Genomic DNA, 26,012 nt, shown 5'->3' with positions numbered 1-26,012 from the left:
GGATGCTTGCTATAGCCAAGCTGCCGTCAAATATGTCGACGCCAACATCTCAATTCTCTTCCGGCCACGGCGTTGCCGACACCACTGTGGAGGCGACCTCGCCCTTTGGGCCGACACTGATTAGCCCCCGACGCCAACATTCGTCGCGAAAATTCCTGGCCATTGCGGCCAACGCCATGGTGGGGCCGAACCGATAATACCAAGGCGCCGAGTTTAGACTACTTTGCGAGCCTTTTTGAATGCTCAGGCATGGGGAGCTTACGAGGCAGGTTATTTCCGGATTGCGCCGCCGGAACAGCGTGTGAGCAGCATCTATATACAGTTTCCCACCGTCAGGGTGACCCGCCGGCCGTTCGATGGTTTCTCGAAAGTATTGCACCATTCTCGGCATGATCCGGCGGTGTACCGCATAGCAATGAGCCCAAAGAAAGTCTCCGGAAAGCTTCACAAGTCCGGATTTGGATGACGGAAGCCCGCTCGTGATGGAATGACCGAGGAACAGCTCATCCCAATCGTGCGTCCGCAGATGGCCGGCCATGGAGGCCTGATGACGATTGAAGGAGTTGCTGAACAAGGCATCGTCTTCGAGAACAAGAACGGAATTGAGCCCATCCTGATACGCGCGCTCGATGATATCGAGGTGACTCAAAAAATTGCCGTACACGCCTCGTGATGGAAAGCCGTATGTGGTCTCAGATCTGGGAGCCTTCGGAATGCGGACCTTGGGACCATCGATATCCAGCCCGACGCGCGCCAGTTCCGATCGCAGGGCTGCCAAGCGGTCAGTTCGTTCAGGCAAATGGATGATCTCGATGCGATCGAAATATTCAAACAATGCGCCATTGGGCATATCGTACCTCACGTGAGCTGGTCCCTCTAGACCAGGCTTCTGGCGCGGACCCGTTGTTGGTCTGCCAGTCTCATCTCAATATTTCACTTGTACTCAATGATTCGGGACGGCGCTCGCAGGAGCCTGTCGCGAATGAACTTGAGCTGGCCGATGCTTTCCGGAAAGCGCGACAACAGCTCAAAGAAAGCCAACTGAATTCGAACACGCCACGCTCCCGGGATGTGAAAGATTCTGCGCCCGAGCTGCAGCGGATAAATCAAGAAGGCCAGAAGGCCTGGCAATCCAAAGGCTATGGCAAGGCAGATGCACATCAAGGGAATGATGAGGCCCCACAACATGGCGCGCCGGCTTTCCCAGACCCAAAGCCGTTCGGGGGGCGCCCCATGGAGATGGGCTCCGTTTGCGAAAGCAAATCCGCTGCGCACATGCCGACGCCACCACTGCTCGAGACGCGTAATCGCGGCGTCATGCAGGGTCATTTCCTCGCCAATTCGCCAGATCAGCCAGCCGGCGGCGCGAAGTCGGACGCTGAGCTCCGGCTCCTCGCCCGCGATCAGTTCGTCGCGATATCCTTCGGCCCTGGTGAGGGCAGTGGTCCTCATCATTACGTCGCCGCCGAAGAAGCGGCTCTCTCCGATCGGCACGTTCCATTCGCGATCACAAAGTTCATTGTAGAACGAATGCTCCGGATGACGCTCGCGACGTCGGCCAAATACGGCGCAAACCTTTGGGTGTTGATCCAGAAACGCCATGGAGCGCTCGGGCCATTGCTTCGCCAGTTCGCAGTCACCGTCTACAAATTGCACATACTCCAGATCAGGCCGCAGCTCCGTCAGGCGGGCAAAACCAGCGTTGCGGGCCCGAGCGGCAGTGAAGCCTGTCTTCATGTCGAGCTCCACGACTTCGACGCTGCGGCTTCTGGCCCAAGCGACCGAGCCGTCGGTCGAGCCGGAATCAACGTAAACAATTAAATCGGCCTCCTGCGCGGACATCAGGCATTGCTTGAGGCGCTCGCCTTCATTGCGGCCGATCGCGACGACGCCGTAGCGGTATGGCCCTTCAGCAGGCGTCACGGGTTGTAGGCTGCCGTCGATTGCTGGCGACGCGGCTTGACGACAGCGGGCACGCCGATAGCTATGCTGTTTTCAGGAACGTCCTCGATCACGACGGCGTTGGCCCCGATAATTGAATTGTCGCCGATCCTGATCGGGCCCAGCAGTTTGGCTCCTGCACCAATGTCGACGTTGTTGCCGACGATAGGAGCGACGGGCTCCTCAACACGTCGCAGCCCGACAACTACGCCGTTTCGGATGCGGCAATTGTCTCCGAAACGCGCGTAGCCACTGACTATGATGCCGCCAAAATGATCGATGACGAAATTGCGACCCACGACTGCCTCGCAGGGCAGCTCTATTCCGGTAATGATTTGAATGATCTTGTAAAGCACCTTGTAGATGAACGAACACAGCTTGCGCAGCAATGCCGGGCGCACGCCGTACCGCCATCGACCAAATCGATAGATCACCATGACCCAAAATCCCTGGGCCCCCGCGTCGCGGCCGTGCGCGTCAAAATCGGCTCGAATATTATCAAACATTGCAATGCAGTCCCGAACATCGGCTTGCGAGTTCAAATAGCGAATTATGCTGTACCACCAGGGCGGATTGAACAGGAACCGTTTTTGGTCGCATTGAGCGCTCTGACGGCCGGCATCCGGCGAGAGATTGGGAGGTTAGTTAAGATTAGTGATGAACGCGGCCGACGGATGCCGTGTTAAGTGGCTTGCGAAGCGTGGCTTCGATAGAAGGGAATTCCGCACCATCGTGCCGAGTATGCGGTCCGTAGTCGCGGTCGGCGGATTGTGTAAGTTGAATGTCCCCATGATCGGACATTTGTTTATGGGGTCGCATTCTTGCCCGTTCCTCCAGGATATCCCGTCGCTACCCCGTATGGCTCAACGTCGGCAATCACCACCGCATTCGCTCCGATCCGCGCATGCGCACCGATCTTGACCGGTCCGAGGATCTTCGCGCCGGCGCCGATATCGACATGGCCGGCGATTTCGGGAACCCCGCCGCGGCCGCGGCTGCCAAGTGTGACCTGATGGAAAATCAGGCAGTTCACGCCAATTTTGGCGTCCGGGTGAATGACGATGCCATTGGGGTGAGGGACCAGTAGACCGCCGCCGATCTGGCAAGTTAGCGGTATCTCGGCTCCGGTCACCACTGTCCAGAAGCGGTGACGCAGCGCGATGAACTTGCAGCACAGCGTGCCGAAAAAGCCGCCGCGTGCTCGCCAGAACTGGTAGCGCCGGACCGTCAGCAGCAGCTTGCGGCCGGGGTCCCAGAACTGCCGGGGGCGCTCCCGCGTCCAGTCGGGAACGTCGGCGCTGATCTGTTCGGTAGCCTGATCCACGTGTGTGCACCTGTCCTGGAATTAAACCAAATAGCCGACGGCTGGCTGCGTTGGAAGCGCCCGGTTCTCAGTGCGCCAAACATTCGTCTCTCGCCGACAGCCCCGCAATTCCCCGGGGTACGGCGTGCCGCCCGCCCCCTCTGAATTGGCATTCATTCAGGAGTACGGTATTAATCACGTATATTAAATCGATTTCACTGAGCAAGATTTTCGTAGTAGATCACTTACTATTCGTTAATCATATGATGGCCCCCGCGGGTGCGCCGGGCGAGATTTGTGGTTCGTGGAGCATTTATGTTGAAGACGTTGCGCCCGCCGGCGGTTTCGGCCGATTTTTCCGAGCAACCTGCAGACCCGCAATCGGCATGCGCCTCTCCGGACGATCTTTCACGCAACGTATTTGGTCTCCTGGGCATTCCGGTGGATGCGCTCGATTTTCCCTCGCTGCTGCGGTCGATGGATCTCGCCACGAATGCCGGCTCGCCATTTCTGATCTCGACGCCCAACGTCAATTTCCTCGTCAAGAGCCAGATCATCGGCACGTTCCGGGAATCCATGCTGCTGAGCGATCTGTGTCTTGCCGACGGCATGCCACTGATCTGGATCGCCAAACTGCTGGGTATTCCGATCCATGAGAGAATTGCCGGCAGCGACCTGTTCGGCCGGCTTAAATCGGTCAACGCGACGGGCAGGCGTCTGCGGGTTTTCCTGCTGGGCGGCGCCGAAGGGCTCGCGGCTGCGGTCGGCGCCAGGCTGAACGCCGAAAGCGGCGGCCTCGAATGCGTCGGCGTGCTCAACCCCGGTTTTGGCACGATCGAGGAGATGAGTTCGCCGGAAATAATCGACGAAATAAACGCGAGCAACGCGGATTTAATTGCGGTATTCTTCGGCGCGGAAAAGGCCCAGGCCTGGTTGCTGCACAATCACTGGCGGCTGCGCCCGCCCGTTCGCGCCCAGTTCGGGGCCACCATCAATTTCGAGGCCGGGACCGTCCGGCGGGCACCGCCGATGCTCCGCAGCACCGGGTTCGAGTGGCTGTGGCGCATCAAGGAAGAGCCGTATCTTTGGCGGCGTTACTGGAGCGACGGAAGGGCCCTGCTTGCAATGCTGGTCACCTCTGTGCTGCCCCTGATGCTCAGCGAGTGGCGCGTGCGAAATTTGAAGAAGCTGTCGGTCGCCAGACACGAAGATCACGGTTCCGTAACCATTGCCCTATCCGGGGCCGCGGTTGCCGCGCATGCTGACGCGGCAATCAAGCAGCTCCGCGATGCGCTCGACAGCGGCAAGCGAATGGTCCTCGACGTTTCGAATACCCAGTACATCGACGCAAGATTCTTCGGAGTGTTCCTGATGGTTCGAAAGCAATTGGCCAGCCGTGGACAGAAACTCTTGTTTACCGGCGTGTCCGCCGGCCTGCGACGAGTATTTCGCCTGAACAGATTCGAATTCCTCCTGTCACAGGAAGTGTGATAGCGGAGAAAACAGACGATTATCCGGCCGCGTTCGGCCGCATGACAGTAATCCAGGGCCAAAGATGAAGCAGCCAGTCGGTCAGTCTTTTCACGTTCGCGGCGCTCTTGCGCTCCTGCTCGTGACGTTCCTAGCGGGCTGCGGATCGCCCGAAGAACGCGCGCAAAGTTACTATGAGAGCGGAATAGCTCTTATCGAAAAGAAGGACGACCTTGAGGCGCGAAAGGAACTTCTGAAAGCCGTCAAGTACAAGAGCGACAAGGTCGAAGTCTGGCGGGCGCTCGCAGGTATCGACGAGCGGACAAAGGCGAGTTCGCTCTTCCTGGATCTGCGCCGCATCGTCGAATTGGATCCGAACGATCTGAACGCGCGATTGAAGCTCGCAAGAATTATGGTGGGGGGCGGAGCAGCCGAAGCCGCGCTTCGGGTCGTCGATGCCGCCAACGAAGGCGACAAGCCAAACGCGGAACTCCATGCCCTGCGCTCGATCATTCTGCTTCGCACGAATGACAATGCAGGCGCGATCCGCGAGGCGCAGCGCGCATATGAGATCGATCCGGCCAACGTCGATGCGATCTCGGTGCTGGCGTCTAAAAAGGTCGCTGATGGCGATCTGGATGGCGCATTGAAGCTTCTGGATTCGGTCCCCGCGGGCTCCAAGGACGACACGCGCCTCACGCTGCAGAAAATCGACATGTATGCACGCAAGAAGGATTTGCCAAAGGCGGAAGAGTTGTTGCGCAAGCTGATCGCGCAGAATCCTCAAGAGGCCACCTACCGAGCTCAGCTTCTGCAATTTCTCATCGCACAGCGAAAGTTCGCCGAGGCAGAGAAGGAATTCCGGGCGAGGGCCGAAGCCAGCCCGGCCGACAGCAAGATCGGAATGGACCTTGTTCGCTTCTTGGCTGCCACAAAGGGGGCGGATGCCGCCCGAGCGGAGCTGGAAGCGCGGGTCAAGGCAGGCGGCGATGATTTTGATTACCAGATCGCATTGGCCGAGCTAAATCATCAGCAGAACCGAACGGTCGATGCCGTACAGGCTTTGCAGAAGCTGGCAAATACGGTCGCCGCCCCCGACAAAAAACTCGCTGCTCAGGTAAAGCTCGCGGAAATCCATCTTTCCAAGGGAGAGAAGGCGGCAGCCGAGCCTTTGATCGCCGAAATCCTCGCAAAGGATCGCCGCAATGGGGGCGCGCTGCGCCTGCGGGCAGCGATGAGCATCGACAAGGGCCAGTTCGACAGCGCCATTTCCGATTTGCGTGAAGCGCTCAACGATCAGCCAAAATCGGTCGAACTGTTATCGCTGATGGCAGTGGCGTATGAACGGAGCGGGAAGGGCGAGTTAGCCGATCGTCAGTATGTCGACGCGCTGAAATCGTCCAACTCCAACACTGATGTCGTCCTCCGTTACGTCGCATTCCTGCAGCGCAAGGGCGATGCGGCTCGCGCCGAAGAGATCTTGATGGAAGCCGCCAATCGCAATTCCGGCAATCTCCAAATATGGTCGTCGCTCGGGCAGGTCAGATTGAGCCGCCAGAACTGGTCGGGAGCCTTGGCGATCGCGGACGCCATGTCACGCGTTGAGGGAGCCCGGGTCGTTGCCGAACAGATCCGCGCCGCAGCGCTCGCCGGCCAAAACAAGATCGAGGAAAGTATCGCAGCGTTGGAGGCTGCGCACAAAGCGGCGCCAGACGCGCCTCAGCCGGCGCTGGCACTTGCCTCAGCCTATGTGAAGCAGGGCAAGCCGGACAAAGCCGCGGCGCTGCTGCAGGGACTGAGCAACAAGTTCCCGACCAATGCTCAGCTTCTGGTGTTTCTGGGCCAGGCGAAGCTGGCGGAAAAAAAGAACGATGAGGCGCTGCAGAACTTCAAGAAGGCAGTCGAGCAACAGCCGAAAGAGCCGGCGGGATACACGGCCTTGAGCGAGTTCTATGTTCAAAGCAAGGACTACGATGCGGCCGAGAAGGTGCTCAAGGCTGGACTTGCGGAGCTATCTGGCAATTTAGCTTTCCGTCTCGCCCTGGCGGGATTCCATATCCAACGAGGGAGTAACGACGCAGCAATATCTCAGTACGAAGCGATCTTGCAGGACCAGCCAAATTCTATGGTTGCGATCAACAATCTCGTCAGCCTGCTACTGGACAATCGGACCGACAAGCCAAGCCTGGAACGTGCATTTGAGTTGTCGGAAAAGCTTAGGAGTTCCGACGTGCCACAGTTTCAGGATACGTTGGGGTGGGCCCAGTACAAGCGCGGCGATTTCAAGGGTGCGATCGCCACGCTCGAGGCGGCTATGACGCGAATGAACAACCTTGCGGCGCTCCAGTATCACCTCGGCATGAGCTACGCGGCGGCAGGGCAGACGGACAAGGCGGCCGAACGATTCAAGGCCGCATTTTCGCTGGAGCCGGACGGGACTCCGCTCAAGGAAAATATCCGTTCTGCGATGAAGTGAACGCGGGCTAGAGCCTTTCGGTTCTGATTGAACCTGGCTCTAGATTTTTGTTTTGACGCGTTTTCTTGACGCGAACCGGTGTCCACCCCGGATCAAGTCCGGGGCGGGCTTTCGCTGGAAAACGCGCTAATTGCCGGAAGGCAATACAGTCCAGTTGTGCGTCACGACAAACATCAGGCTGTGGGAGTCCGCGGGGCCCGTGCCGGAAACCGTTGGCGTGCCGGTAATCGGGTCGAAAATGGTGGTGCCGGTGCTCGCGAACCGATGCAGATACCGGTAGGTGAGCGACGTCGCCCATTCGCGGGTCAGATTGTAGCTGTATGTCGCCGACGCCGAAGCGTAGTCCGTCGTTGTGGTCGAGATCTGTCGGTTGCCGCTCGCTGCGAGCGAGACGGTGGATCGTGCGTTGATGCTGTGGCTCAGCGATGCCGTAATCGAATCCCGTTTGAACAGCGAGCCCACAATGCTCGGTCCAACTGACTGGCTGGCGGTGACGGACAGAGTCGTGCTTTTCAGCATTCGATAGGTGAGGACCGCGTCGCCGATCCAGTCGAGGACCGAGCTTGATACGGGTGTGGCAGGCGTCCCGCCCCCGAATGCAGAAACTCCTCGATCGGTCACCAGATAGGCGACACCGGCATTGGCCCGAAAGGAAAGCACCGCCGACAAAGTAGTGTCGAATCCGGCCTGATCACGAAAAATCTGGACCCGGGTGTTGAATGCGTTGTCATATTCGAGCAGCTCGTATTCGGAGGACAGGTTGATCGCGGTGACCGAACTTAGCGAGCGCCTCCAGTTGCCGCGCGCAAGCGTATCCGTAAAGGGCGTGCCGCCCCCGCTCGACGGCTGGTAGCTCGTGCGCGAGGACGTGACGAGCAGGGACACTGTGTCAATTGCGGTGATCGAACGGTCGATTCCGCCGGTTGCCGTGAGCCGATCGATAAAGCCTGAAGTCGGAACGGAGACACCGAGATCGTTCAGCAGCGCGAGAGCAGTACTCTGCTGTCTCCAGCTTCCCTCGACATACTCCCGGTCGAATTTCGTCTTTTCCTGAATCTCGTAGCGCGCCTTGAAGCCATAGTTCAGGAATTCCGACGCAGTTCCGACAACGCCCGGTCCCCAATACTTCTTGTAGCTGCCGTCGCCGGTGAAGTTGAACTTGGACGTCGGCGTACGCGCCTGTGCGTCGGCGCTGAGCGTCGTGTAGGAGCCCACCGATCCCGCGGGGGAACTACGCAAGAACTGGTTGCTGTTCAGTTCGACCGTTTCGGTCTCGCTGGCCTTTATCGACCAATCGAACGCAAATGCCACGGACGGCGCCATGCCAAAGCATACCGAGACTGCTATGGCAGCTCTCTTCACGTTGCTTCTCGCCCCCGCCGTGCGTCAGACCTCACTCAAACAAGCGCCGTTCCGGAACCATGATGACGTCGCCGGCTCGCAAGGTGATGTTACCTTCTAAATCGTCACCAGCTTCGTAAGCCCGATAGTTAAACATGAAAATTGTTTCGTCGCCGCCGGGGCCCTTGCGTCTCACCTGGATGCGATTCTTCGCAGCAAAGGGGCCGATGCCGCCGGCCAGTGCAATGGCCTGCATCAGGGTCGTCTTCTGTCTGACCACATAGGAGCCCGGCTTGATGATCTCGCCGGTGATGAAAATCTTCGGCTTCAGGTCGTCCTCGGGGATCTCCTTAGGAGCGGCTATGACAGCAACCGTGACGTCGAGATTCTCGTCCTTGTAGTTGTTCTTCAGCTTGTTCTTGAGAATGTTTTCGAGCGCCAATGGTGTGAGGCCGCGCGCCCTGATATGGCCGGCGAGGGGAAACGCGATTTCACCGGAGGGGTCGACGACAACCGTCCGGTCGAGCTTCGGGTCCTGCAGGACCGAAATGCTCAGGCTGTCGCCCGATTTCAGGGTCTGCGCTTCCGCCCCCGCGGTCAGGAAGGCAACGCACAGCAGCGCCAGCAAGATTCGCATGTCATTTCCCCTAACCGTCGGCAAAAAAGCCCGCAAACAAAGACATTTGGGCCGACGTGCGGGGATTTTCCCGAACACGCAGCCATTATTTAGCCATGGGGAAGCTAATAGAATACAATGACTTAGGGAACCCGCGAGAACTTTTTTACCGGAAAAATGCTGTACTGTTGCTTGTCTGCAATAACATCCCGCACAATCTGATCCGAAATTACTCGCTGATCGTTGGCAAAACCATAAACCAGCGCCGTGTCACACAAGACGTTAATCATTCGGGGTATTCCACCGCTCGCAGACGCGATAAGCGAACAGGCCTCTTGGGTGAAGAGGGGGCGCCGGGCACCCACCGCCTGAAGCCGGAAAGCGATGTAGTTGGCGACCTCCCGCTCATCGAGGGGGCGCAGGTGGAAATCGGAGGAAATCCGCTGCGCGAACTGATGCAGTTTGGGCGCGAGCAGCAGGTCGCGCAGTTGGGGCTGCCCTACCAGAATCAGCTGCAGAATCTGAAATTTGTCCGCGTTAATATTGGAGATCATGCGCAAATGTTCGAGCGCTTCCGGCTCGAGGTTCTGCGCCTCGTCGATGATCAATATGGTTCGCCTTCCGTTGGCGAATTGACCGTATAAAAAATCTTGTAACTTCTTGAAAAGATTTGGATAATCTCCATCGAACGGTTGCCCGAGCGACATCAGGATCCATTGCAGCAATTCCTGGCGGCCCTGCGGGGAATTCGAGATCAGTCCGATGGTGATCGCTGGACTAACCTTCTTGAGCAGGTGCCGGACCAGGGTCGTCTTGCCGGAACCTATTTCACCGGTAATGACGGTGAAGCCGGCGTTGTTCATGACGCCGAACTCCAGCATCGTGAACGCCATGGAATGCATTTTGCCCCAATAAATCAGGTCGGGGTCGGGGAGGATTGAAAAAGGTTTCTCCCGTAGTTGATAAAATGCCTCGTACATTGAACTTCCTTAGCCCGGCTATCGACCCTTATAGCGTAGTTCGCGGAATTGCCCTGCCTCCTTCGACCCATTTCTCTGATCTACGTAAATTTGCCAAAGCGGCGGCCATTGGAACCGCCATTAAGATTGAAATCTGAAAATCGTGGCGCTCAGCAACTATTCATTAAATCCCTGCAAGATCGATGCTAGATTGCAGTTTGGAGCGACGCGCCACCGATCATTTCGCGGTACTATTAGCCCAGCAGGGTCGCAAACAGACGCTCGGACAATATAATATATGCTGCAGAAAGTTGAATTTGAGGACGATTTCCAGCCGCTGCAAGAGGACCGCAGTCACCTGTTGCAGCCCGCCTTCTACTGGGAAGTGTTCAAACGGCGGTGGGCCTATTTTGTGCTGCCATTCGCCACGATCCTGGCTGTGGGCGCCGCGGTAGCGTTGCTTTGGCCACCAACCTATGTCTCCGAAGGACGAATACTCGTTCAATCGCAGCAGATTCCATCCGAACTGGTCCGGCCTACAGTTACCAGCGCCGCGCAGGAGCGAATCCAGGCCATTCAGCAGCGGACAATGACACGCGACAATCTCATCGCGATCGCCGACAAATTCAAACTGTTCCCGGACAAGCGCTCGCTGATGTCGCCGACCGAGCTCGTCGCGCAGGTCAAGAAGCACACGAAAATCGCGCCGGTCGATCTTCAACTGGACTTCAAGCAGCGGACGCGCGCCGCTATGGAAAATCCTACGATCGTTTTCTCGGTCGGATTCGAATACGGCAATGCTGCGGTGGCTGCGCAGGTAGCCAACGAGTTGATGACGCGGATCCTAAACGAGGATCTTCGAGATCGAACCAGCCGCGCCACGGACACAACGAAGTTCCTGGCCCGAGAGGTGCAGAGGCTTCAGGCGGAGAACAATGCGCTTGATGCCAAGATCGCTCAGTTGCGGGTCACGCAAGGTAAGCCGGCATCGTCAACCGGCTCCGACCAGCCGACAACCCTTACGCAGCTTAAGTCCGAGTTGATTCAGAGGGGCGCGCTGTACTCAGAGCGCCATCCCGTGATCCAGTCCCTGAAGAGGCAGATCGAAGCCTTGGAAAAGGTGGCCGCTGCGCCGGCGCCTACCAGTGATGCTGCAACAGCGGCCAGCCTCGAGGCCTTGGTCGCCCAACAGGAGAGCTTGCAGAAAAATCTCGATGCTGCCTCGGCAAAATTGGCCGCCGCACGGCTCGGCGAGAACCTCGAAAAGGACCAGCAGTCCGAGAAGCTCGAAATCATCGAGCAGCCCACGGCTCCGCAAGAGCCGATCAAGCCCAATCGGCTGAAGGTCCTTGCCATGGCGTTCGCGGCTGCGCTTTTTGGCGGCGCGGGGCTGGCATTTCTGGTCGAAATCCTGGACAAGGGAATCCGCAGAAGCAATGAGCTTCTGTCGGTGGTCGATGGCCATTTGATCATTTCAATTCCCTACATCACGACGACGGCCGAGTTGCGTGCGCAGCGGCGGCGGATATTTGCTTTTCTGGGGCTGTTCGCGCTGGTTGTGATCGGACTGTTGATCGTTGCGTACCTCTTCCTTCCGCCCCTTGATCTCTTGATTGCCAAGGCCAGGGTCGGGCTGTTTCGATAATTTGCGGGGTCATGTGGTGGATTCAATAAAGCAGGCTGTCGAACTCGCGCGCGCTGCGGAGGTGGTACACCGTCCCGGAGCCGTGAGCGGATCTGCCCTTGCGGCTAACGGACCGCTGCAGCGCTCAGCCGAGTCGCCCGTTAACGAGGTGCGTCTTCGGGCCGATCATCTCGAAGCCAACCGAATCGTGGCATATGGCACTTCCGGTCCGAACGGCCGCTACTACGACATGCTGCGCACCCAGGTGCTGCAGGAGATGGACAAGAAAAGCTGGCAGTTCCTGGCTGTGACCTCGCCGACCGCCGGGTGCGGAAAGACCGTGACGGCCTGCAATCTTGCACTGAGCATTTCACGCCTGCCGGAGCGGTCGGTGCTGCTGGTCGATCTCGATTTGCGCCGGCCAGCAGTTGGAAATTATCTGGGCATAGACGGCAATGGCGGTGTTCTCGATGTCCTGGAAGGACGCACGCCGCTTTCGTCAGCGGTGATGCAGGTAAGCATCGGTCCCAACAACATGCTGGTGCTGCCCGGATCGGTCTCGTCGCATTCTTCCGAGTGGATGGCTTCGCAGACGATGGGGGCGATGCTGCAGACCATCAAGCGGGATTTCCGGTCACGTATCGTTATCTTCGATCTTCCGCCGATGCTGCTCGGCGATGATGTAATTTCGATCCTGCCTCGAATGGATGCGGCGTTGCTCGTTGCGGGGGTTGGAAACACGACGGTTTCTGACATCAAGGAATGCCAGCGGCATTTGCGACGGACAACCGTTGTCCGCGTCGTTGTGAATAAGTCGACCGAGGCGGCTGGTTCGTACTACGGCTACTATTGATTTCTAATCCGGCCGCGATCCGAATGGCGTGAGGTTCGATTGCGCGGCTTCCGGAATGACTATTGTTGTCCTTCACTCAGGAACGCCTGGTAGGCGAGCCGGATGCCGTCCTCGAGCTTCGTGCTGGCGCGCCAGCCGAGTTTGGCCAGCCGGCTGACATCGAGCAGCTTGCGCGGGGTACCGTCCGGGCGCGAGGCATCAAAACCGATCTCGCCGCTGTAGCCGACCGTCGCCGCGACGACGCGGGCGAATTCGGCGATCGTGATGTCCTCGCCGGTGCCGATATTGACCAACTCGCTCGCCGAATAGGTCTTCATCAGATGGATGCAGGCGTCCGCGAGGTCGTCGACATAGAGGAATTCGCGCCGCGGCGTGCCGGTGCCCCAGACCACGACCTCCTTCGCGCCAGAAACCTTGGCCTCGTGAAAGCGGCGGATCAGCGCGGCGACGACGTGGCTGTATTCGGGATGATAATTGTCGCCGCGCCCGTACAGATTGGTCGGCATCACATTGATGAAGTCGGCGCCGTACTGGCTGCGATAGGCCTCCACCATCTTGATGCCGGCGATCTTGGCAATCGCATAGGGTTCGTTGGTCGGTTCCAGCGGCCCCGTCAGCATGGAATCCTCGTGCAGCGGCTGCGGCGCCAGCTTGGGATAGATGCAGGAGGAGCCTAAGAACATCAGCTTCTCGGCGCCGTAGACATGCGCGGCATGGATCACGTTCGCTGCAATCGCCAGATTGTCGTAGAGGAATTCGGCGCGCAGGGTGTTGTTGGCGACGATGCCGCCGACCTTGGCGGCCGCCAGAAACACCGCCTGGGGCCGGTTGGCGGCAAACCAGCGGTTGACCGCGGCCTGATCGCGCAGATCGACCTCATTGCGGGGCGTCGTCAGCAGTTCGACGTCTTCCCGCGCCAGCCGGCGCACCAGCGCGGCGCCGACCATGCCGCGGTGGCCGGCGACGTAGACGGTCTTGCCCGTCAGCTCAAACGGCAGGCTTGCCATTGGCGACCTCCCGCTTCGCTTCGTTGAGATCGTTCGCCACCATTTCCTTGACCATCTGGGCGAACGACGTCTTGGGCTTCCAGCCGAGTTTGTCGCGCGCCTTGCTGGCATCGCCGACCAGAAGATCGACTTCGGTGGGGCGGAAATAGACCGGATCGATGCGGACCACGGTGGTGCCGGATTTTTGGTCGACCCCGGTCTCGTCGACGCCCTGGCCGCGCCATTCGATGCGGCGGCCGACTTCGGCGAACGCCAGTTCGACGAATTCGCGCACCGAGCGGGTCTCGCCGGTCGCCAGCACGAAATCGTCGGGGGCATCGGCCTGCAGGATCTTGTGCATGCCCTCGATATAATCCCGCGCATGGCCCCAGTCGCGCTTGGCTTCGAGGTTGCCGAGATAGAGCACCTCGTTCAGGCCAACCTCGATGCGGGCGACGCTGCGGGTGATCTTGCGGGTGACAAAGGTCTCGCCGCGGATCGGGCTCTCGTGGTTGAACAGGATGCCGTTCGAGGCAAACATGCCGTAGGCCTCGCGATAGTTCACCGTGATCCAGTAGCCGTACAGCTTGGCGACGCCGTAAGGCGAGCGCGGGTAGAACGGCGTGGTCTCCTTCTGCGGCACCTCCTGCACCAGGCCATAGAGCTCCGAGGTCGAGGCCTGATAGAACCGCGTCTCCTTCTCCATGCCGAGAATGCGGATCGCCTCCAGCAGCCGCAGCACGCCGATGGCGTCGGCGTTGGCGGTGTATTCCGGGCTTTCGAAGCTGACCCCGACATGGCTCTGGGCGGCGAGGTTGTAGATCTCGGTCGGCCGGATCTGCTGCATCAGCCGGATCAGGTTGGTCGAGTCGGTCATGTCGCCGTAATGCAGCAGGAACGGCACCTTGCGGGAATGCGGGTCCTGGTACAGGTGATCGATCCGCGCCGTGTTGAACGAGGACGACCGCCGCTTGATGCCGTGGACCTCATAGCCGAGGCCGAGCAGATATTCGGCCAAGTAGGCGCCGTCCTGGCCGGTCGCGCCGGTGATCAGCGCCACGCGCTGTTTTGAATGTTCAACTGTCATGCTTGCTCCAATACTGCTTCGAGCGCGCCAGGGCGCCAAATTCATTCAATGCCGAGGTCGTGATTTGCTTCAACGCGCGAGCAATCGATCGGCAGGACCAAGGGGGCTAATTAGAGCTGCTAGAGCTGCAAATGGGCGGGCAAAAAGGCCGCAATTTCTGAGGCCGGTACAAAGTATTTGGCGATATCACGCGTTTCCATCTTTCTGGTCTCAGGTCGATAATGCGGTTGCGAAATTTTCCGGCTCATTATCCCGAGCAGGCACTTGCGTTTGACATCGAACACCCCTGATCCGGAATTGCCGGTGCGAGCCACGTCGGCGATCACCGTGCTGAATCGGCTGCGGGTTCTAGCCGGCAGCCGATCGGGCGAGAGGATGTGGGAGCGCACGGCAGATCCCGGTACGATGGTCACGACCTCTTGTCCGGGCCTGGGCGGATCGGTGCAGATTGAGTTTCGCCGAAGCCGCAATCGCACCGGAAGAAGCTCCTCATCAACCGATAGCAGCGTTAGATCAGTTCCCTCGAAACTGCCTTCCTTAACAACACGAGTCGGATATTCGGAGCCGGCAATGGCGATCTTGGGTCGCGTCAGCCAAGCCCGGCCTGCGACATGCGCCGCCGTGATGAACAGGCCTTTTCCGAGATAGATGCCGGCTCCCGGCCCCCAGCTCTGCATCGGCGTCTGATGAATACTTACCGCATATGGCAGCAGCGTATCGTCAGCGCCTTGCGCATATGCCGGCTGCGACAGGACTGCCAGAAGGACGCAATAGAGCAATGGTACGCGCATCAATTTCGAGGTGAATCGAGCGAATAGCAAAAATCACCTGTCAAGTTTGCACGCCGCGATCTTCAGCTCGCGCCGGTAAAGAACCTGAGTTCCTGAGGCGGAATGGCGGCAAGCAGATCGCGGATAAATTGGTCCTGTAGTTTGTATGATACATCCTTCGGCAGACCGATCGTGGAGACCCTGATCAGGGCACCATCGGGAATGATCCCGCGCAGGCCATACTTCAGCCGGCTCAACTGATGATCGACGACGCCATTGGCGATGTCATTACCGACCCGCAGCCAGTAAGTCACCGGTTCGAAGCGCGACTCCCTTGCCGCAACCAATCGAGTCATCTTGATGGGTTGCGCGCCATTGCGATAGCTGATCGCGGCATCCGCTTTTTCCGAAATCCGGAAGCCGTTGGCGGTATAACAAATCTCCGGACGGTGCGACTTCAGCCGATAGTTCTGCACCGGACCGTACGCGACCATCAGCATGACGATGTTGCCATGCCCGTCCGTATAGCCCCGACCAACTTCCTGGCTGTAGATCTTTCCAGCGAGCGGGTCCGGCTGAACGTACGCGTCTGGATCTGCTGGCCGGACCGGACTAATTTCGGGAACCAGCTTCCAGGTTCCAAATTGGCGCGGAATGACGGTTTCGAGGCTGGGGGAGGCCGACGTACGGGCCATCAGTTGACGGGGCGCCAGTACGGTCGCCAGCACGGCGCATCCCACGATTGCGATACATGCCAGTATGATTTGAATACGAGGGTATTTCATTGAGTCCACGCACAATTGAGAGTTAAACAATTGAGAATTAATTGGATCAGCCGCTTGAGGATATACTCCAACCGGCCGATTTGCAGTCAAAAGAAAGAGATAATCGACCCGCTTAACGAAATTAACATAAACAGCGGAAATTGCAGCGAAAAAGCGCTATAGGCTCGACCGGGAGCAGCGGGCTCGCTAGTCATAGCAGGATCAGGCATGGCCGGCCTGTTGCATTTGTTTCTCGGCCTATTTGGATGCACGGAGTTCCTGGATGAAGGGTATGTCCATCAAGATCGCCCGGCTGGCCGTTTTGCTCGCCTGCGGTGCGGTTGCCTTGGCCGGTTGCGGCAAAAAGAGCGACCAGCCCGCCGCTTCCAAAGGACAGGTGGTTGCGCGCGTCGGCGAGGAAGTCGTGACCATCCAGGATCTCGAGAACGAGTTTCGCTGGGCGAACGTGACGCCGGACAAGCAGAAGGAGCCCGAGACCGTTAAGGGCGTCCTGGGCCAGCTGGTCGTGCGCAAATATCTGCTCCGCCAAGCCATGGCGGCGAAGCTCGATCGCGAACCGGGCGTGCTGCTGGACCTCTTGAGGTCGCGCGAACAGATTCTTGAGAATGCGTATCTGCAGCGAACGGCAGCTGCCAAGGCGCCAGGCAAGGCAGATATCGACAGGTATATCGCCAACAACCCGACGAAATTCGCCGGCAGAAAACTGCTCAGCGTCGAACAAATCGCATTTCCAATAGGGCCATCTACCCAGTCCTTCGTGGAAGCGAACAAGAACGCCAAATCGCTCGACGAAATCGATGAGAAGCTCACCGCAGCCGGCATTCCCCACGGTCGTCAAATGGGCGCGCTGAACAGCGGCGATTTGCCGCCGGAGTTTTACGGATTGATCGAGGCCAAGAAGGCGGACGACGTGTTCTTTGTTCGCTCCGGCCAGAACGGCTTGTTCTTCAAGGTCAAAGGGCAGGAGCCGCGCCCGCTCGAAGGCGAGGCCGCGGCCAATCTGGCGCGGCAATTGATGCGCGCAGACGCGGTCAAGGCCGAACTAGGGATTGCGGCCTATTCTGCGAATCTCGAAGCGAAATATGAAGGTGAATACGCGAAGATCATGCAGCCGGGAGATAGCAAGAAGAACTGAGTACAGGATGTGACTTCGCCGCCATAAGATGTTCCACAAGGCGACATTGAATGACAACGCTTTTTGATGTGTTGACCGTTACCTGCTTCGTGGCTCTGGTGATCGCGTTCTTCCAGTTCACCGAGCGAGACAACCGAACTTTACTGCACTTCATGCTCGCTGGCATTGTATTCGCCGTCGCCAACCAGGTCGGCAACGCCGGTTCGTTCTATCTCGCCCTGATCTTGATTCTTGCTGGCGCTGGTTACGCGGTTTTGATAGCCCGGAGATGAACGGTTTGTTCCATTTAATGCTATCAGTAGACTAAATTCTGGAACCTGTTGGTATTGAAATGACATATTCGCAAGTAATACCATCGGCGAAGGCGGGCTTTCTCGGCCCTTTTTTGTGGCCGGCGCTGCTCGGCGCCTCTGTGATTGCTGCCTATGCCCAGACCGTTCTCAGTTTGATTGATGGACCTTGGCAGACGGAGCAGGAGGGGCATGGTCCGCTCATCATCGCGGCCTCGCTCTGGCTGGTCTGGCAATCGCGCGAGAAATTGCGGGCCGTTGAAACTTCCCCGGCCCCCGTCACGGGGTGGCTTGCTCTGCTCGGCGGCCTGGTCATCCTCTATCTGGCCCGGATCCAACAGGGCCTGGTCACCTTCGAAACCTTTTCCTTGATCCCCGTCATCGTCGGGTGCGTCCTGATTTCGGCCGGATGGCCGGCGTTGCGGGTGCTCGCGTTTCCGATCGGCTTCTTGATCTTTGCAGTGCCGATGCCCGACTGGCTGGTCGATGCCGCCACCGTTCCGCTGAAGGTCTTTATTTCGAACGTCGTGACCAACGTGCTCTATGCGACGGGTTTTCCGGTTGCCCAGAACGGCGTCATGATCATGATCGGGACATATCAGCTCCTGGTAAAGGACGCCTGTTCCGGAATGAATTCGATTTTTGCGTTGTCCGCGATCGGCGTTTTTTATGCCTATGCGTTTCGCTGGCAGCAGAAAATCCGAAGCCTGTTCCTTCTCGCGGCCATCATTCCTATTACTATCATTGCAAATTTCTTTCGCGTTTTCGCGTTGGTCATGATCGCTTATTATCTGGGACCTGACATGCTCGACGGAATTCTGCACGATCTTACCGGCATCGGCCTTTTCGTCATCGCGGTTATTCTGCTGTTCCTGTTCGATATCTTTCTGGGCCTTTGTGTTGCGCTGGTGCGCCGTCTCCGCAACCGCGCCGCATTGGCGACGCCCGCCTAGCTTCGAGCATCTGCGGTTGTGCTTCGTGAAGCCGCCCGCTGGGACGTTTTGTTCTTGCGTGCTCTTTCTGCAAGATGGCTCGTTCGCGCCGAGCTTGCTAAGCTCATGCCACTTCAAGACCGGTTCTTGACGAGGGTTGCCGTGAGCCGAACGTACGCCATACCCGACCTTCACGGCCGGCTGGATCTTCTGGATCGCGCAATCGACGCGATTGCCCGGCATGCCGAGGGGGTGGCTTCCACGATCATAACCCTGGGCGACTATGTCGACCGCGGGCCGCAGAGTAGGCAGGTCGTCGAGCGTCTCATGAGTTGGAGACCAGATGACTCCAAGGTCGTCAATCTGAAGGGCAACCACGAAGCCATGATGTGCGCGGTCTGTGAAAACAGGGCCGAGCTCGACTGGTGGATCAGGAATGGGGCAGGTGAGACGCTGGCATCGTATGGCCAAAGCCCAATGCTCCCGGATTTGCGAGCGATCCCGGCTGATCATCTGGATTGGATCGCCAATCTCCCGCTGATGCATGTCGATCGGCACCGGGTATTCGTTCACGCTGCAGTCGATCCGAAGATTCCGCTTGAACAGCAGAACGAGGAAACGTTGCTTTGGAAGCGTTATCCGCTCGGCGCTGACGTCGGCCATGGGCATCGGTATGTCGTACATGGTCACCATGCAGATACGCGTGCGCCCATTGCGGGCAAGCACAAGACCAATCTGGACGGGCTGGCCTGGAAGACGGGGCGCTTGGTGATCGGGGTATTTGAGGACGACCGGCCGGGCGGCGCCTCCGAGCACCTCGAATGCTTCGGCCGCGAAATGTAGGACTGGCCCATCGCCGGCGTGGAGATGCTCCAGGCCGTTCACCATCGGCAAGTCGCATATTTCCCGGCCGCACCTTGCGGGCGACCGAACAAGGCGTTGAATAAAATCCGCGCGTTGGCCGCTGTAATCCCCAATTAAAATTTAATTCCTTTTCGGTGATTACCCGTTTCCGCTACTATTTAGCGACGAATCAGTGCCGCGTTCGTTTTCACACACAAAAATTTGGGAACCTTGATGTTCATGAAGATGAACCCGGCCGCCTTAGGGGCGGCGCTAATATTGTTTGCAGGCACGGTCAACGCAGATGCCAGCTTTGTCACTTACTCTGACTTCTCTTCGTGGAATGGCGCAACGGCCAGCCACACCACGATCACCATTCCGAATCCGTCTTCGGGCAGCGGATTCGATAGCTTTGCGGGGGACAGCGTCAGCTATGGTGGCGTGACGTTTTCCTCAGATACGAGCAAGTATAATGGCGGCTTCTTCAACATTGGCCCTGTATTTAGCGGTCAGCCAGCTGTGCTCGCCGCGCAACAGCTAGACTTTGATCTGTTAAATATTCTGATTACCTTCGCCGGGCCGGTGACTGCTTTCTCCTTAGATTTTGGCACGTTCGGCAGCTATGACGTTACCTTCCTTCTTTCCAACGGCCAGACATTTACAAGGTCCACCACGCCTGGCGTCTACGAAACCAATAATTTTTTCGGTGCTACGGATTCAACTCCTTTCACCACCGTCCTGCTTACTTCTGCAGACGAAAGCCTCTTTTTGAACAATGTAAAATTCGGCGCGGCCGTGGCGGCTGTCCCCGAGCCTTCGACCTGGGCGATGATGATCCTGGGCTTTGCCGGTGTCTGCGCGTTGGCGTGTCGCCGGCGCAGGAAGGGCTTTGCGACGGCCTGAGCGGTTGGAAATCAGAGAATGCGAAGACCGCCTGCGGGGCGGTCCTTTCTGCCTCTAACGCTATCGAGGCCGACCAGCGGAAAACGCACTGTTCTAAAAGCAGCGGCGCCCCTGACTGTCATGGAGCACGTAATCCGTTCCGGGCGGTGGATAGTGAAGTTGCCCGCACGCGCCGGAATTAACTGGAGCGCCCAAAATATCAAGCTTTCTGTCCAGCGCGTTTGGCGACGCGGTCTGGTCGCTGCTCCCCCGGCCGTAGTACTGACCGCTGTATTGTCCGCTAAATTGCCCGCCATATTGGCCGCCGTACTGTCCGCCATATCGGCCGCTATACTGCATGTTGACCTGGCCGATGGCCGGCTGCATCGAGCCGATCATCGTTAGAGCCGCCAACAGAGTAAACAGTATCCTCATCTCACTTCCCGGAAGCATGAGGAATAGGGTGACCGGGCGTTGCCGATGACTATCGGCCCAACGGCCGTCTAGGCGTCAATCAGCTTGATCAGCTTAGCCGCTTCCTTGTCGATATCATGGCGTTGCAAAACCCTTTGACGGGCACTTTCTCCCATTTGCGTGATCACTTCCGGCGCCGCGTTGAGACATTGCTCCATTGCCGCGGCCAAACTCTCAAGATCGCCGGCAGGAACCAGCCAGCCGTGCTCGCCGTGCTTAATCAGTTCAGGGATGCCGGCGACGAATGTACTGATCACCGGTCTGCGCAGCGCCATGGCTTCCATGATGACCACCGGCAGGCCTTCAGCGAAGCTCGGCAACACCAGCGCGCGGGCCGCGAGGATTTCGGCCTGGACCTCGTCACTACTGATCCAGCCTGTTATGCGCACGATATCCGTCAGCTTGTATTTTGCGACAAGCGACTCGATCTCGCTGCGCATCTCGCCGTCGCCGGCGAGCACCAGTTCGAACTTTGTCCCGCGCTCCGCCAGTAGCCGCGCTGCTTCGATCAGGAGCAACTGCCCCTTCTGCTCGCAGATGCGGCCCACGCAAACCAATCGTCGCTCATTGCCCGCCGCCGCCGTGACATCGGTGTCATAGAAAGCCGGTTCAAGCCCGCAATGGACCACCTTTATCTTGGACCAGTAAGCGTGGGGGACATTGCGGAAGAGCTGGCTCCGTCCGAATGAACTGACTGCGACGACAAAGCGCGCCCGCCGGATTTTCTCGGGAAGCGAGATGAACTTCGGCTTGTCGAATTCCTCGGGGCCGTGGGCAGTAAAGCTCCAGGGTGGCCCTCCCAGTTCACCGACAAGCATCGCGACTTCGGCAGAATTGGTTCCGAAATGGACGTGCAGGTGCTGGACCTTTTCGCGGCGCAACCACAGCGCCACCTGACACGCTTCGAACAGATAAATTAGATGAACGGGGAGGGGCCGCTCCGCCCGCAGACCGATCCTTAACGTCAGGGCGATCGCGCGAAACAGGCCGGCGGGATTAGTTACCAGGATGCGCAGGAATGAGACCAGCAGCGGCACCGCGCCGCCGCGCAGGATGTAACGTGTGCGAGCCTGCTCCAATTGGTCCTCGGAGCCGCGCTGCGCATCGGCCCAGCCCCGCACTGATATTCGCAGGATCTCGTAGCCCAGGCGTTCGAGCGCCAGGATTTCGCGTCGGATAAAACTGTGGCTGATCGCCGGATAATGGTTAACCAGATAGGCGATCTTCATGAGGGGGCTCTGCCTGACCTATTCTAAAGTAGCCCGAAAAAATACGGGGGGCCTCGTCCTATTATCTATTTGAGGAATATAGTAGTAATTGAGAGAGAGACGGGATATTTATACCCGACTTCCATTTTCACTTTTTTGCCTGACAAAACGTTAAGTCAAACGTTTCGAGATCGGTATTTGCGATGTTGATCTTGGCCGCTCTGGCTGGATTGCTCAGCGTTCCCGTCGCTGTCCTGCTGGTTGAAGTCATTGCAGCTCTTAAGGCGCCGAGACTGGAGCCTTTCGAAGCCAAAGAATTAAATATTGAAAAGCGCGTTGCGGTAATCGTTCCTGCGCACAATGAGAGCGTTGGACTTGTTCCAACGCTGCAAGACGTCAAGCTGCAGCTTGGCGCCGCAGATCGCCTTATCGTTATCGCCGATAACTGCAGTGATGATACCGCTGAGGTTGCGGCTGCATCAGGCGCCGAGGTCATTATCCGCAACGACCCCGAGAGAGTCGGCAAGGGATTCGCGATGGGATGGGGCATCGCTCATCTCAGCCAGGACCCGCCCGATTTCGTTCTCTTCGTCGATGCCGATTGCCGCCTCCAGGCCGACTTGGTCGAAGGGCTCAAGCGAGCCTGCCATCAGGTTCAGCGGCCGGTACAAGCGTTGTTCATGATGCGAAGCGCCGAGAACTCGCCCATCAATCATAGCTTCGCGGAGTTCGCCTGGGTTCTCAGAAACTGGGTTCGTCCTCTTGGGTTAAGAAATCTTCGTGGTCCCGTTCAGTTGATGGGGACAGGAATGATGTTTCCGTGGAATGCGATCAGCTCCGTTCCGTTGGCCAGCGGCCATCTGGTGGAGGATCTGAAGCTGGGTCTCGATCTCTCGGAAACGGGTAAGGCGCCGTATTTCTTTCCGTTCGTGAAAGTTACCAGCACATTTCCGACCAGCGCCAAGGGGACTGAAAGTCAGCGGCAGCGGTGGGTCCAGGGTCATCTCGCCACAATCGGAAGGTTCGTTCCGAGACTTCTCACCGTGGGTTTGATGCGCGGCGACATCAATGTCTTGGTGCTGGCGCTCGATCTTTTGGTGCCGCCACTCTCTCTCCTTGCGCTGTTGATGGTCGCGACGATGGTTCTGACCTCGTCAGTTACGCTGCTTGGAGGGCCGTGGCTGCCCACCCTGATCGCAGGCGGCAATCTTCTTGGATTTATCTTATGTGTTGTTCTGGCTTGGTTTAAATTTGGACGTCAGGTTTTTCCTGCGCACGAATTATTATCGTTCGGCTCTTTTGCGTTGAAAAAAATAGGCTTTTACGGTCGGATGTTGATCGGCGGTACAGCGTCTCAATGGATACGGACCGACCGATCAACCCCAACCTAGCGTGACACGGATTTTTCCTGCGGCGTCCCCCGATTGGGTCACGCAAACGGGTCACGGAACCGTTATCGAACTTCAATAAGAGCGCGCCAGACGAAGATTAGCTTGGCGCACCAGCCGCATCACCGGATTTTGGCTGGCACATCGTTTGCTTGAGTTTTTCAGGCGGGAGGAGGGGGTACCCATGAAAGCGCATAGCCGTACCAGTCTGCCCAAACCGAAGAAGCCGAAGAAGACTTCGAAAAAGCACCCGGTTGTCAGCATTGCGGAGCGGTATCTGGAATTGCGCCGCCTGCGCGAGCGCCTGTCAGAAGCGGAAGCCTTGCGAAGTTCACAATGAAAAAGTTTCGTCAGGGGTTGGCTCCGCCGCTTTATCTGGCGGCGATCGGGATCGCCATGGTTGGTTGGCTGTGGGCGATATTTGCCGGCGTCGGATGGCTTTTGGGGGCTTAGCTGGCGCTCCCGAATGTGTTGTACCGCTGACCATTCTGCCCCGTGCTGGGCAAGCCCTCAGGGCTTCCAGGGGCTACATTCCGGTCACGGGCGCCATTCTTCATTCGGTTGGAAAAGGTACCAGAAGTCAGATGGCCGACTTGCGAATCGTTGCGTAGTCGGGTCTCAATTCTGGATAGCGTCAGAGCGATAAGCGCCTTGGGGTGGGTTGCATCGCGGTTTTTCTTGGGGCTTGTGGCCACCGAGATGGCTGCTGGATGGCGCAACAGGATGGGACCCATGCCGGATAGGCTGACGAGCGCGCTGCTTACTGCGCTGAATGAATCGACCGAGATAAAGGAGAGCGATTGGCTGCAGCTCGAAAGAGTATTGCGCGGCCAATTGGACGGAGCTGATCGCAGGCCAGCGATCGAACCGAGGCCGGCCTCGGAAAACAGGTTCGCTGCTACGGTCTGTTCGGGGATGGCCAAGGTCCGATCGAACTGCTGAGTCTTCCCGTTCAGGAACACGTGGACTAGCCCGTCACGCTAGATAATCTTTTATTATTCGGTTCGCGGCCGACTTGGAAAAGCGCCGCTGAGGCGGCTTTTTTGCGATACAGATCGTTGCCCGTCCCTAGCTGTTAGAAAGCCATGTGGAAAGCATTTGTCGTCTCGGCTGCCTTGGTGCTGAGCGCAACGGCGCACGCACAGGAGAGCGGTCGCATCAGGCGACCGCCACCCTCGGACGCTGAGGCCGCGCGGATCGCCTCGGATATGGCCATGAACGATACCCTGCTCCAGAGGGGCGACATCGTGGTCACTGACCGGGGCTTTCTTGTTTTTCGCGGGCCGGCGCCGGATGGCATGACGAATGAGTTCGCCAGGGTGCCCGATCCGGCCCTGCCGGCAAACCAGCCTGGCAATCTCACCGCAAAACACCGGTCGGACGGTCGGCGCGCGAACTAGCCCTGTCGCCGCGAATCAGTTTCGACCGCGGCTGCGGACCAATTAAATGATAGAAGTTAATTGAAGGCGCCTCTTGATTAAAGACGAGACGATATTGCCGCATGGTTAATCGCGGCCCTTGAGGATTGAACCTCAGCACCTCGTTGGAGCGCACATCTGTGCGGGGGATCAGCCAAACTCGCCTTTTTGAATGCGCGAATCAACCGACGCGCGCATGGGCGACCTCTTTGCAACAACCTGCGCGATCAGGCTGTTAACGATAAGCGCTGCCGCAGAAGATGCTGCTTGCAGTAAGTGAAGCTCATGGTAATAACCTGGTAACAATAAATGACGGTGTTCGATTTATTTGTTCACCTTTCGAGGAATTTAATATGTCGCTGCGGTCTCGTTCGCTCATTGCTCTCGCAACAACCTTGCTGGGCTCTACGGCTGCATCGGCTGGCCTTGTCGCTGTCACCAGTTACGAGATGAACAACGGCAACGGCACGGTTTCGCTCGGTACCTACAATTACTTGGATGGGGCCTACTCGGGAAGTTCGCCGGCCGTGAACTCGATTACCGAGGCTGCCCCTTTGACTGGGGGGGCTGGCATCCTCACCAATGGCGTTGTCCCGACGACTGACTATACGTTAGGTCCCCAACAATATGTTGGCTGGAAATACACCGATCCGGTTCTAAACTTTTTTCTGAAGCCCGGATCTCAGATCAGCCAGATCACGCTCTATTTCGCCAATCCGGTGCAAGTGGAGAATACCACTTACGGCGGTCTCGTCGGTCTGCCCGGTCAGATCAATCTTACCATTGGCGGCGTCCTGCAGTCGCTAACTCCGACATTCTCCGCTCTTTCTTCGGTCGTTGAAAAAGCGACGTTTACCTTCGATACCCCGATCAGCTACCAGCAAGACACGGATTTTCAGTTTCAGCTAATGCGCGGCGGTCTGCTGGCGGATTCGATCTACTACCATAACCTGTATCCGGGCGATCAGGCGTTCAACGCCAATGCCTTTGACATAAACAAGCAACCCTGGATCATGCTTAGCGAGGTGGAATTCACCGCCGCTGTGCCTGAACCGTCCACTTGGATCATGATGATCCTTGGCTTTGCAGGGGTGGGTTTCGGCATGTATCGGCGTAACGTCAAGCCAGCTCCAGCGGTGGCATGATCCGAGCTCTGTCCAGCAATGCAAAACGATGAAAGCCACCGAGAGGTGGCTTTTGTTTTGGTTGGCGGATGATTGAATTGTTCGGT

Annotated in this window: 26 protein-coding genes and 1 pseudogene; 13 read left to right on the top strand and 14 right to left on the bottom strand. The window is 57.9% G+C overall.

The features are described from left to right. Positions 1 to 49: 49 nt before the first annotated feature. The 4 genes from V1292_RS33040 to V1292_RS33025 form a co-directional block, all read right to left on the bottom strand. Positions 50 to 850 (bottom strand): glycosyltransferase family 25 protein, encoded by an 801-nt coding sequence (locus tag V1292_RS33040; protein ID WP_334376732.1) that lies wholly within the window; start codon positions 848 to 850, stop codon positions 50 to 52. 83 nt (positions 851 to 933) lie between these two features. Then, positions 934 to 1,923: a glycosyltransferase gene (locus V1292_RS33035; protein ID WP_334376731.1), complete on the bottom strand. Its 990-nt coding sequence runs from the start codon at positions 1,921 to 1,923 to the stop codon at positions 934 to 936. Beyond that, a complete protein-coding gene (locus V1292_RS33030) occupies positions 1,920 to 2,447 on the bottom strand; it encodes a serine O-acetyltransferase (RefSeq protein ID WP_334376730.1) in 528 nt (175 codons plus the stop codon). The genes V1292_RS33035 and V1292_RS33030 overlap by 4 nt, the downstream gene beginning before the upstream one ends. A 299-nt stretch (positions 2,448 to 2,746) precedes the next feature. Beyond that, positions 2,747 to 3,265, bottom strand: coding sequence for a serine acetyltransferase (locus tag V1292_RS33025; protein WP_334376729.1), 519 nt, complete (start codon positions 3,263 to 3,265; stop codon positions 2,747 to 2,749). Positions 3,266 to 3,559: 294 nt separating this feature from the next. On the opposite strand from V1292_RS33025, the gene V1292_RS33020 reads away from it, so the two are divergent. Both V1292_RS33020 and V1292_RS33015 read left to right on the top strand, forming a co-directional pair. Continuing rightward, on the top strand, positions 3,560 to 4,735 hold the full coding sequence (locus tag V1292_RS33020) for a WecB/TagA/CpsF family glycosyltransferase (protein WP_334376728.1): 1,176 nt from the start codon (positions 3,560 to 3,562) through the stop codon (positions 4,733 to 4,735). 64 nt (positions 4,736 to 4,799) lie between these two features. Further along, on the top strand, positions 4,800 to 7,190 hold the full coding sequence (locus V1292_RS33015; protein ID WP_334376727.1) for a tetratricopeptide repeat protein: 2,391 nt from the start codon (positions 4,800 to 4,802) through the stop codon (positions 7,188 to 7,190). Positions 7,191 to 7,316: 126 nt separating this feature from the next. On the opposite strand, the gene V1292_RS33010 is transcribed toward V1292_RS33015, so the two are convergent. The 3 genes from V1292_RS33010 to V1292_RS33000 form a co-directional block, all read right to left on the bottom strand. Next, on the bottom strand, positions 7,317 to 8,513 hold the full coding sequence (locus V1292_RS33010; protein WP_334376726.1) for a hypothetical protein: 1,197 nt from the start codon (positions 8,511 to 8,513) through the stop codon (positions 7,317 to 7,319). Between the two features lie 70 nt (positions 8,514 to 8,583). Then, complete coding sequence (locus tag V1292_RS33005; protein ID WP_334376724.1) at positions 8,584 to 9,168, bottom strand: polysaccharide biosynthesis/export family protein; 585 nt, start codon at positions 9,166 to 9,168, stop codon at positions 8,584 to 8,586. 122 nt (positions 9,169 to 9,290) lie between these two features. Then, complete coding sequence (locus tag V1292_RS33000) at positions 9,291 to 10,127, bottom strand: ExeA family protein (protein WP_334376723.1); 837 nt, start codon at positions 10,125 to 10,127, stop codon at positions 9,291 to 9,293. Between the two features lie 277 nt (positions 10,128 to 10,404). Between V1292_RS33000 and V1292_RS32995 the strand changes: the two genes are divergently transcribed. Together V1292_RS32995 and V1292_RS32990 are read left to right on the top strand one after the other, a co-directional pair. After that, entirely contained in the window at positions 10,405 to 11,751 is a 1,347-nt protein-coding gene (locus V1292_RS32995) for a sugar transporter (RefSeq protein WP_334376722.1), read from the top strand. Positions 11,752 to 11,980: 229 nt separating this feature from the next. Then, positions 11,981 to 12,583, top strand: a complete 603-nt coding sequence (locus V1292_RS32990) for a CpsD/CapB family tyrosine-protein kinase (RefSeq protein WP_334376721.1) — start codon at positions 11,981 to 11,983, stop codon at positions 12,581 to 12,583. Positions 12,584 to 12,642: 59 nt separating this feature from the next. On the opposite strand, the gene fcl is transcribed toward V1292_RS32990, so the two are convergent. From fcl to epsI, 4 genes are all read right to left on the bottom strand, one after another. Continuing rightward, entirely contained in the window at positions 12,643 to 13,590 is a 948-nt protein-coding gene (fcl, locus tag V1292_RS32985; RefSeq protein ID WP_334376720.1) for a GDP-L-fucose synthase, read from the bottom strand. Beyond that, positions 13,571 to 14,656, bottom strand: a complete 1,086-nt coding sequence (gene gmd / locus V1292_RS32980; RefSeq protein WP_334376719.1) for a GDP-mannose 4,6-dehydratase — start codon at positions 14,654 to 14,656, stop codon at positions 13,571 to 13,573. The genes fcl and gmd overlap by 20 nt, the downstream gene beginning before the upstream one ends. Before the next feature lie 119 nt (positions 14,657 to 14,775). Next, positions 14,776 to 15,447, bottom strand: a complete 672-nt coding sequence (locus V1292_RS32975; RefSeq protein WP_334376718.1) for a S1 family peptidase — start codon at positions 15,445 to 15,447, stop codon at positions 14,776 to 14,778. 62 nt (positions 15,448 to 15,509) lie between these two features. Next, the gene (epsI, locus tag V1292_RS32970) at positions 15,510 to 16,211 is read right to left on the bottom strand and encodes an exosortase-associated protein EpsI, V-type (RefSeq protein WP_334376717.1); all 702 of its coding nucleotides are present in this window, start codon (positions 16,209 to 16,211) and stop codon (positions 15,510 to 15,512) included. A 262-nt stretch (positions 16,212 to 16,473) separates the two neighbouring features. Between epsI and V1292_RS32965 the strand changes: the two genes are divergently transcribed. The 5 genes from V1292_RS32965 to V1292_RS32945 all read left to right on the top strand — a co-directional run bounded on the left by V1292_RS32965 (position 16,474) and on the right by V1292_RS32945 (position 20,314). Next, a complete protein-coding gene (locus tag V1292_RS32965; protein WP_334376716.1) occupies positions 16,474 to 17,346 on the top strand; it encodes a hypothetical protein in 873 nt (290 codons plus the stop codon). Between the two features lie 50 nt (positions 17,347 to 17,396). Next, positions 17,397 to 17,618, top strand: a complete 222-nt coding sequence (locus tag V1292_RS32960; RefSeq protein WP_334376715.1) for an XrtV sorting system accessory protein — start codon at positions 17,397 to 17,399, stop codon at positions 17,616 to 17,618. A gap of 59 nt (positions 17,619 to 17,677) precedes the next feature. Next, positions 17,678 to 18,589, top strand: a complete 912-nt coding sequence (gene xrtV / locus V1292_RS32955; RefSeq protein WP_334376713.1) for an exosortase V — start codon at positions 17,678 to 17,680, stop codon at positions 18,587 to 18,589. A 141-nt stretch (positions 18,590 to 18,730) separates the two neighbouring features. Then, entirely contained in the window at positions 18,731 to 19,411 is a 681-nt protein-coding gene (locus V1292_RS32950; RefSeq protein ID WP_334376712.1) for a metallophosphoesterase family protein, read from the top strand. A 234-nt stretch (positions 19,412 to 19,645) separates the two neighbouring features. Next, on the top strand, positions 19,646 to 20,314 hold the full coding sequence (locus tag V1292_RS32945) for a PEPxxWA-CTERM sorting domain-containing protein (protein ID WP_334376711.1): 669 nt from the start codon (positions 19,646 to 19,648) through the stop codon (positions 20,312 to 20,314). A 93-nt stretch (positions 20,315 to 20,407) separates the two neighbouring features. Here the strand turns inward: V1292_RS32945 and V1292_RS32940 are convergent, their stop codons facing one another. After that, on the bottom strand, positions 20,408 to 20,728 hold the full coding sequence (locus V1292_RS32940; protein ID WP_334376710.1) for a hypothetical protein: 321 nt from the start codon (positions 20,726 to 20,728) through the stop codon (positions 20,408 to 20,410). Between the two features lie 68 nt (positions 20,729 to 20,796). Next, the gene (locus V1292_RS32935; protein ID WP_334376709.1) at positions 20,797 to 21,996 is read right to left on the bottom strand and encodes a glycosyltransferase; all 1,200 of its coding nucleotides are present in this window, start codon (positions 21,994 to 21,996) and stop codon (positions 20,797 to 20,799) included. Positions 21,997 to 22,178: 182 nt separating this feature from the next. Here V1292_RS32935 and V1292_RS32930 point away from each other — a divergent pair, with 182 nt between their 5' ends. Together V1292_RS32930 and V1292_RS32925 are read left to right on the top strand one after the other, a co-directional pair. Further along, positions 22,179 to 23,366, top strand: coding sequence for a glycosyltransferase family 2 protein (locus V1292_RS32930; protein ID WP_334376708.1), 1,188 nt, complete (start codon positions 22,179 to 22,181; stop codon positions 23,364 to 23,366). Between the two features lie 181 nt (positions 23,367 to 23,547). Beyond that, entirely contained in the window at positions 23,548 to 23,703 is a 156-nt protein-coding gene (locus V1292_RS32925; RefSeq protein WP_334376707.1) for a hypothetical protein, read from the top strand. A gap of 109 nt (positions 23,704 to 23,812) precedes the next feature. On the opposite strand, the gene V1292_RS32920 is transcribed toward V1292_RS32925, so the two are convergent. Then, positions 23,813 to 24,286, bottom strand: a complete 474-nt coding sequence (locus tag V1292_RS32920; RefSeq protein WP_334376706.1) for a hypothetical protein — start codon at positions 24,284 to 24,286, stop codon at positions 23,813 to 23,815. Between the two features lie 291 nt (positions 24,287 to 24,577). Between V1292_RS32920 and V1292_RS32915 the strand changes: the two genes are divergently transcribed. Continuing rightward, positions 24,578 to 24,763, top strand: a complete 186-nt coding sequence (locus tag V1292_RS32915; protein ID WP_334376705.1) for a hypothetical protein — start codon at positions 24,578 to 24,580, stop codon at positions 24,761 to 24,763. Positions 24,764 to 25,821: 1,058 nt separating this feature from the next. After that, positions 25,822 to 25,926 (top strand): annotated as a pseudogene (locus tag V1292_RS33985) (PEPxxWA-CTERM sorting domain-containing protein); the annotation flags it as partial. Positions 25,927 to 26,012: the final 86 nt, after the last annotated feature.

This window comes from Bradyrhizobium sp. AZCC 1719, from assembly GCF_036924525.1.
GTDB lineage: Bacteria > Pseudomonadota > Alphaproteobacteria > Rhizobiales > Xanthobacteraceae > Bradyrhizobium.
Note: the sequence above shows the minus strand (reverse complement) of the source record. Positions and strands in the feature narration are given on the sequence as shown.

Excerpts from the sequence above, each read along its gene's own strand:
- V1292_RS33040 (WP_334376732.1), bottom strand. The coding sequence starts at position 850 with ATGCCCAATGGCGCATTGTTTGAATATTTCGATCGCATCGAGATCATC.
- V1292_RS33030 (WP_334376730.1), bottom strand. The coding sequence starts at position 2,447 with ATGTTTGATAATATTCGAGCCGATTTTGACGCGCACGGCCGCGACGCG.
- V1292_RS33020 (WP_334376728.1), top strand. The coding sequence starts at position 3,560 with ATGTTGAAGACGTTGCGCCCGCCGGCGGTTTCGGCCGATTTTTCCGAG.
- V1292_RS33015 (WP_334376727.1), top strand. The coding sequence starts at position 4,800 with ATGAAGCAGCCAGTCGGTCAGTCTTTTCACGTTCGCGGCGCTCTTGCG.
- V1292_RS33010 (WP_334376726.1), bottom strand. The coding sequence starts at position 8,513 with ATGGCGCCGTCCGTGGCATTTGCGTTCGATTGGTCGATAAAGGCCAGC.
- V1292_RS33005 (WP_334376724.1), bottom strand. The coding sequence starts at position 9,168 with ATGCGAATCTTGCTGGCGCTGCTGTGCGTTGCCTTCCTGACCGCGGGG.
- V1292_RS33000 (WP_334376723.1), bottom strand. The coding sequence starts at position 10,127 with ATGTACGAGGCATTTTATCAACTACGGGAGAAACCTTTTTCAATCCTC.
- V1292_RS32995 (WP_334376722.1), top strand. The coding sequence starts at position 10,405 with ATGCTGCAGAAAGTTGAATTTGAGGACGATTTCCAGCCGCTGCAAGAG.
- V1292_RS32990 (WP_334376721.1), top strand. The coding sequence starts at position 11,981 with ATGCTGCGCACCCAGGTGCTGCAGGAGATGGACAAGAAAAGCTGGCAG.
- fcl (WP_334376720.1), bottom strand. The coding sequence starts at position 13,590 with ATGGCAAGCCTGCCGTTTGAGCTGACGGGCAAGACCGTCTACGTCGCC.
- gmd (WP_334376719.1), bottom strand. The coding sequence starts at position 14,656 with ATGACAGTTGAACATTCAAAACAGCGCGTGGCGCTGATCACCGGCGCG.
- V1292_RS32975 (WP_334376718.1), bottom strand. The coding sequence starts at position 15,447 with ATGCGCGTACCATTGCTCTATTGCGTCCTTCTGGCAGTCCTGTCGCAG.
- epsI (WP_334376717.1), bottom strand. The coding sequence starts at position 16,211 with ATGAAATACCCTCGTATTCAAATCATACTGGCATGTATCGCAATCGTG.
- V1292_RS32965 (WP_334376716.1), top strand. The coding sequence starts at position 16,474 with ATGAAGGGTATGTCCATCAAGATCGCCCGGCTGGCCGTTTTGCTCGCC.
- V1292_RS32960 (WP_334376715.1), top strand. The coding sequence starts at position 17,397 with ATGACAACGCTTTTTGATGTGTTGACCGTTACCTGCTTCGTGGCTCTG.
- xrtV (WP_334376713.1), top strand. The coding sequence starts at position 17,678 with ATGACATATTCGCAAGTAATACCATCGGCGAAGGCGGGCTTTCTCGGC.
- V1292_RS32945 (WP_334376711.1), top strand. The coding sequence starts at position 19,646 with ATGTTCATGAAGATGAACCCGGCCGCCTTAGGGGCGGCGCTAATATTG.
- V1292_RS32940 (WP_334376710.1), bottom strand. The coding sequence starts at position 20,728 with ATGAGGATACTGTTTACTCTGTTGGCGGCTCTAACGATGATCGGCTCG.
- V1292_RS32935 (WP_334376709.1), bottom strand. The coding sequence starts at position 21,996 with ATGAAGATCGCCTATCTGGTTAACCATTATCCGGCGATCAGCCACAGT.
- V1292_RS32930 (WP_334376708.1), top strand. The coding sequence starts at position 22,179 with ATGTTGATCTTGGCCGCTCTGGCTGGATTGCTCAGCGTTCCCGTCGCT.
- V1292_RS32925 (WP_334376707.1), top strand. The coding sequence starts at position 23,548 with ATGAAAGCGCATAGCCGTACCAGTCTGCCCAAACCGAAGAAGCCGAAG.
- V1292_RS32915 (WP_334376705.1), top strand. The coding sequence starts at position 24,578 with ATGAACGATACCCTGCTCCAGAGGGGCGACATCGTGGTCACTGACCGG.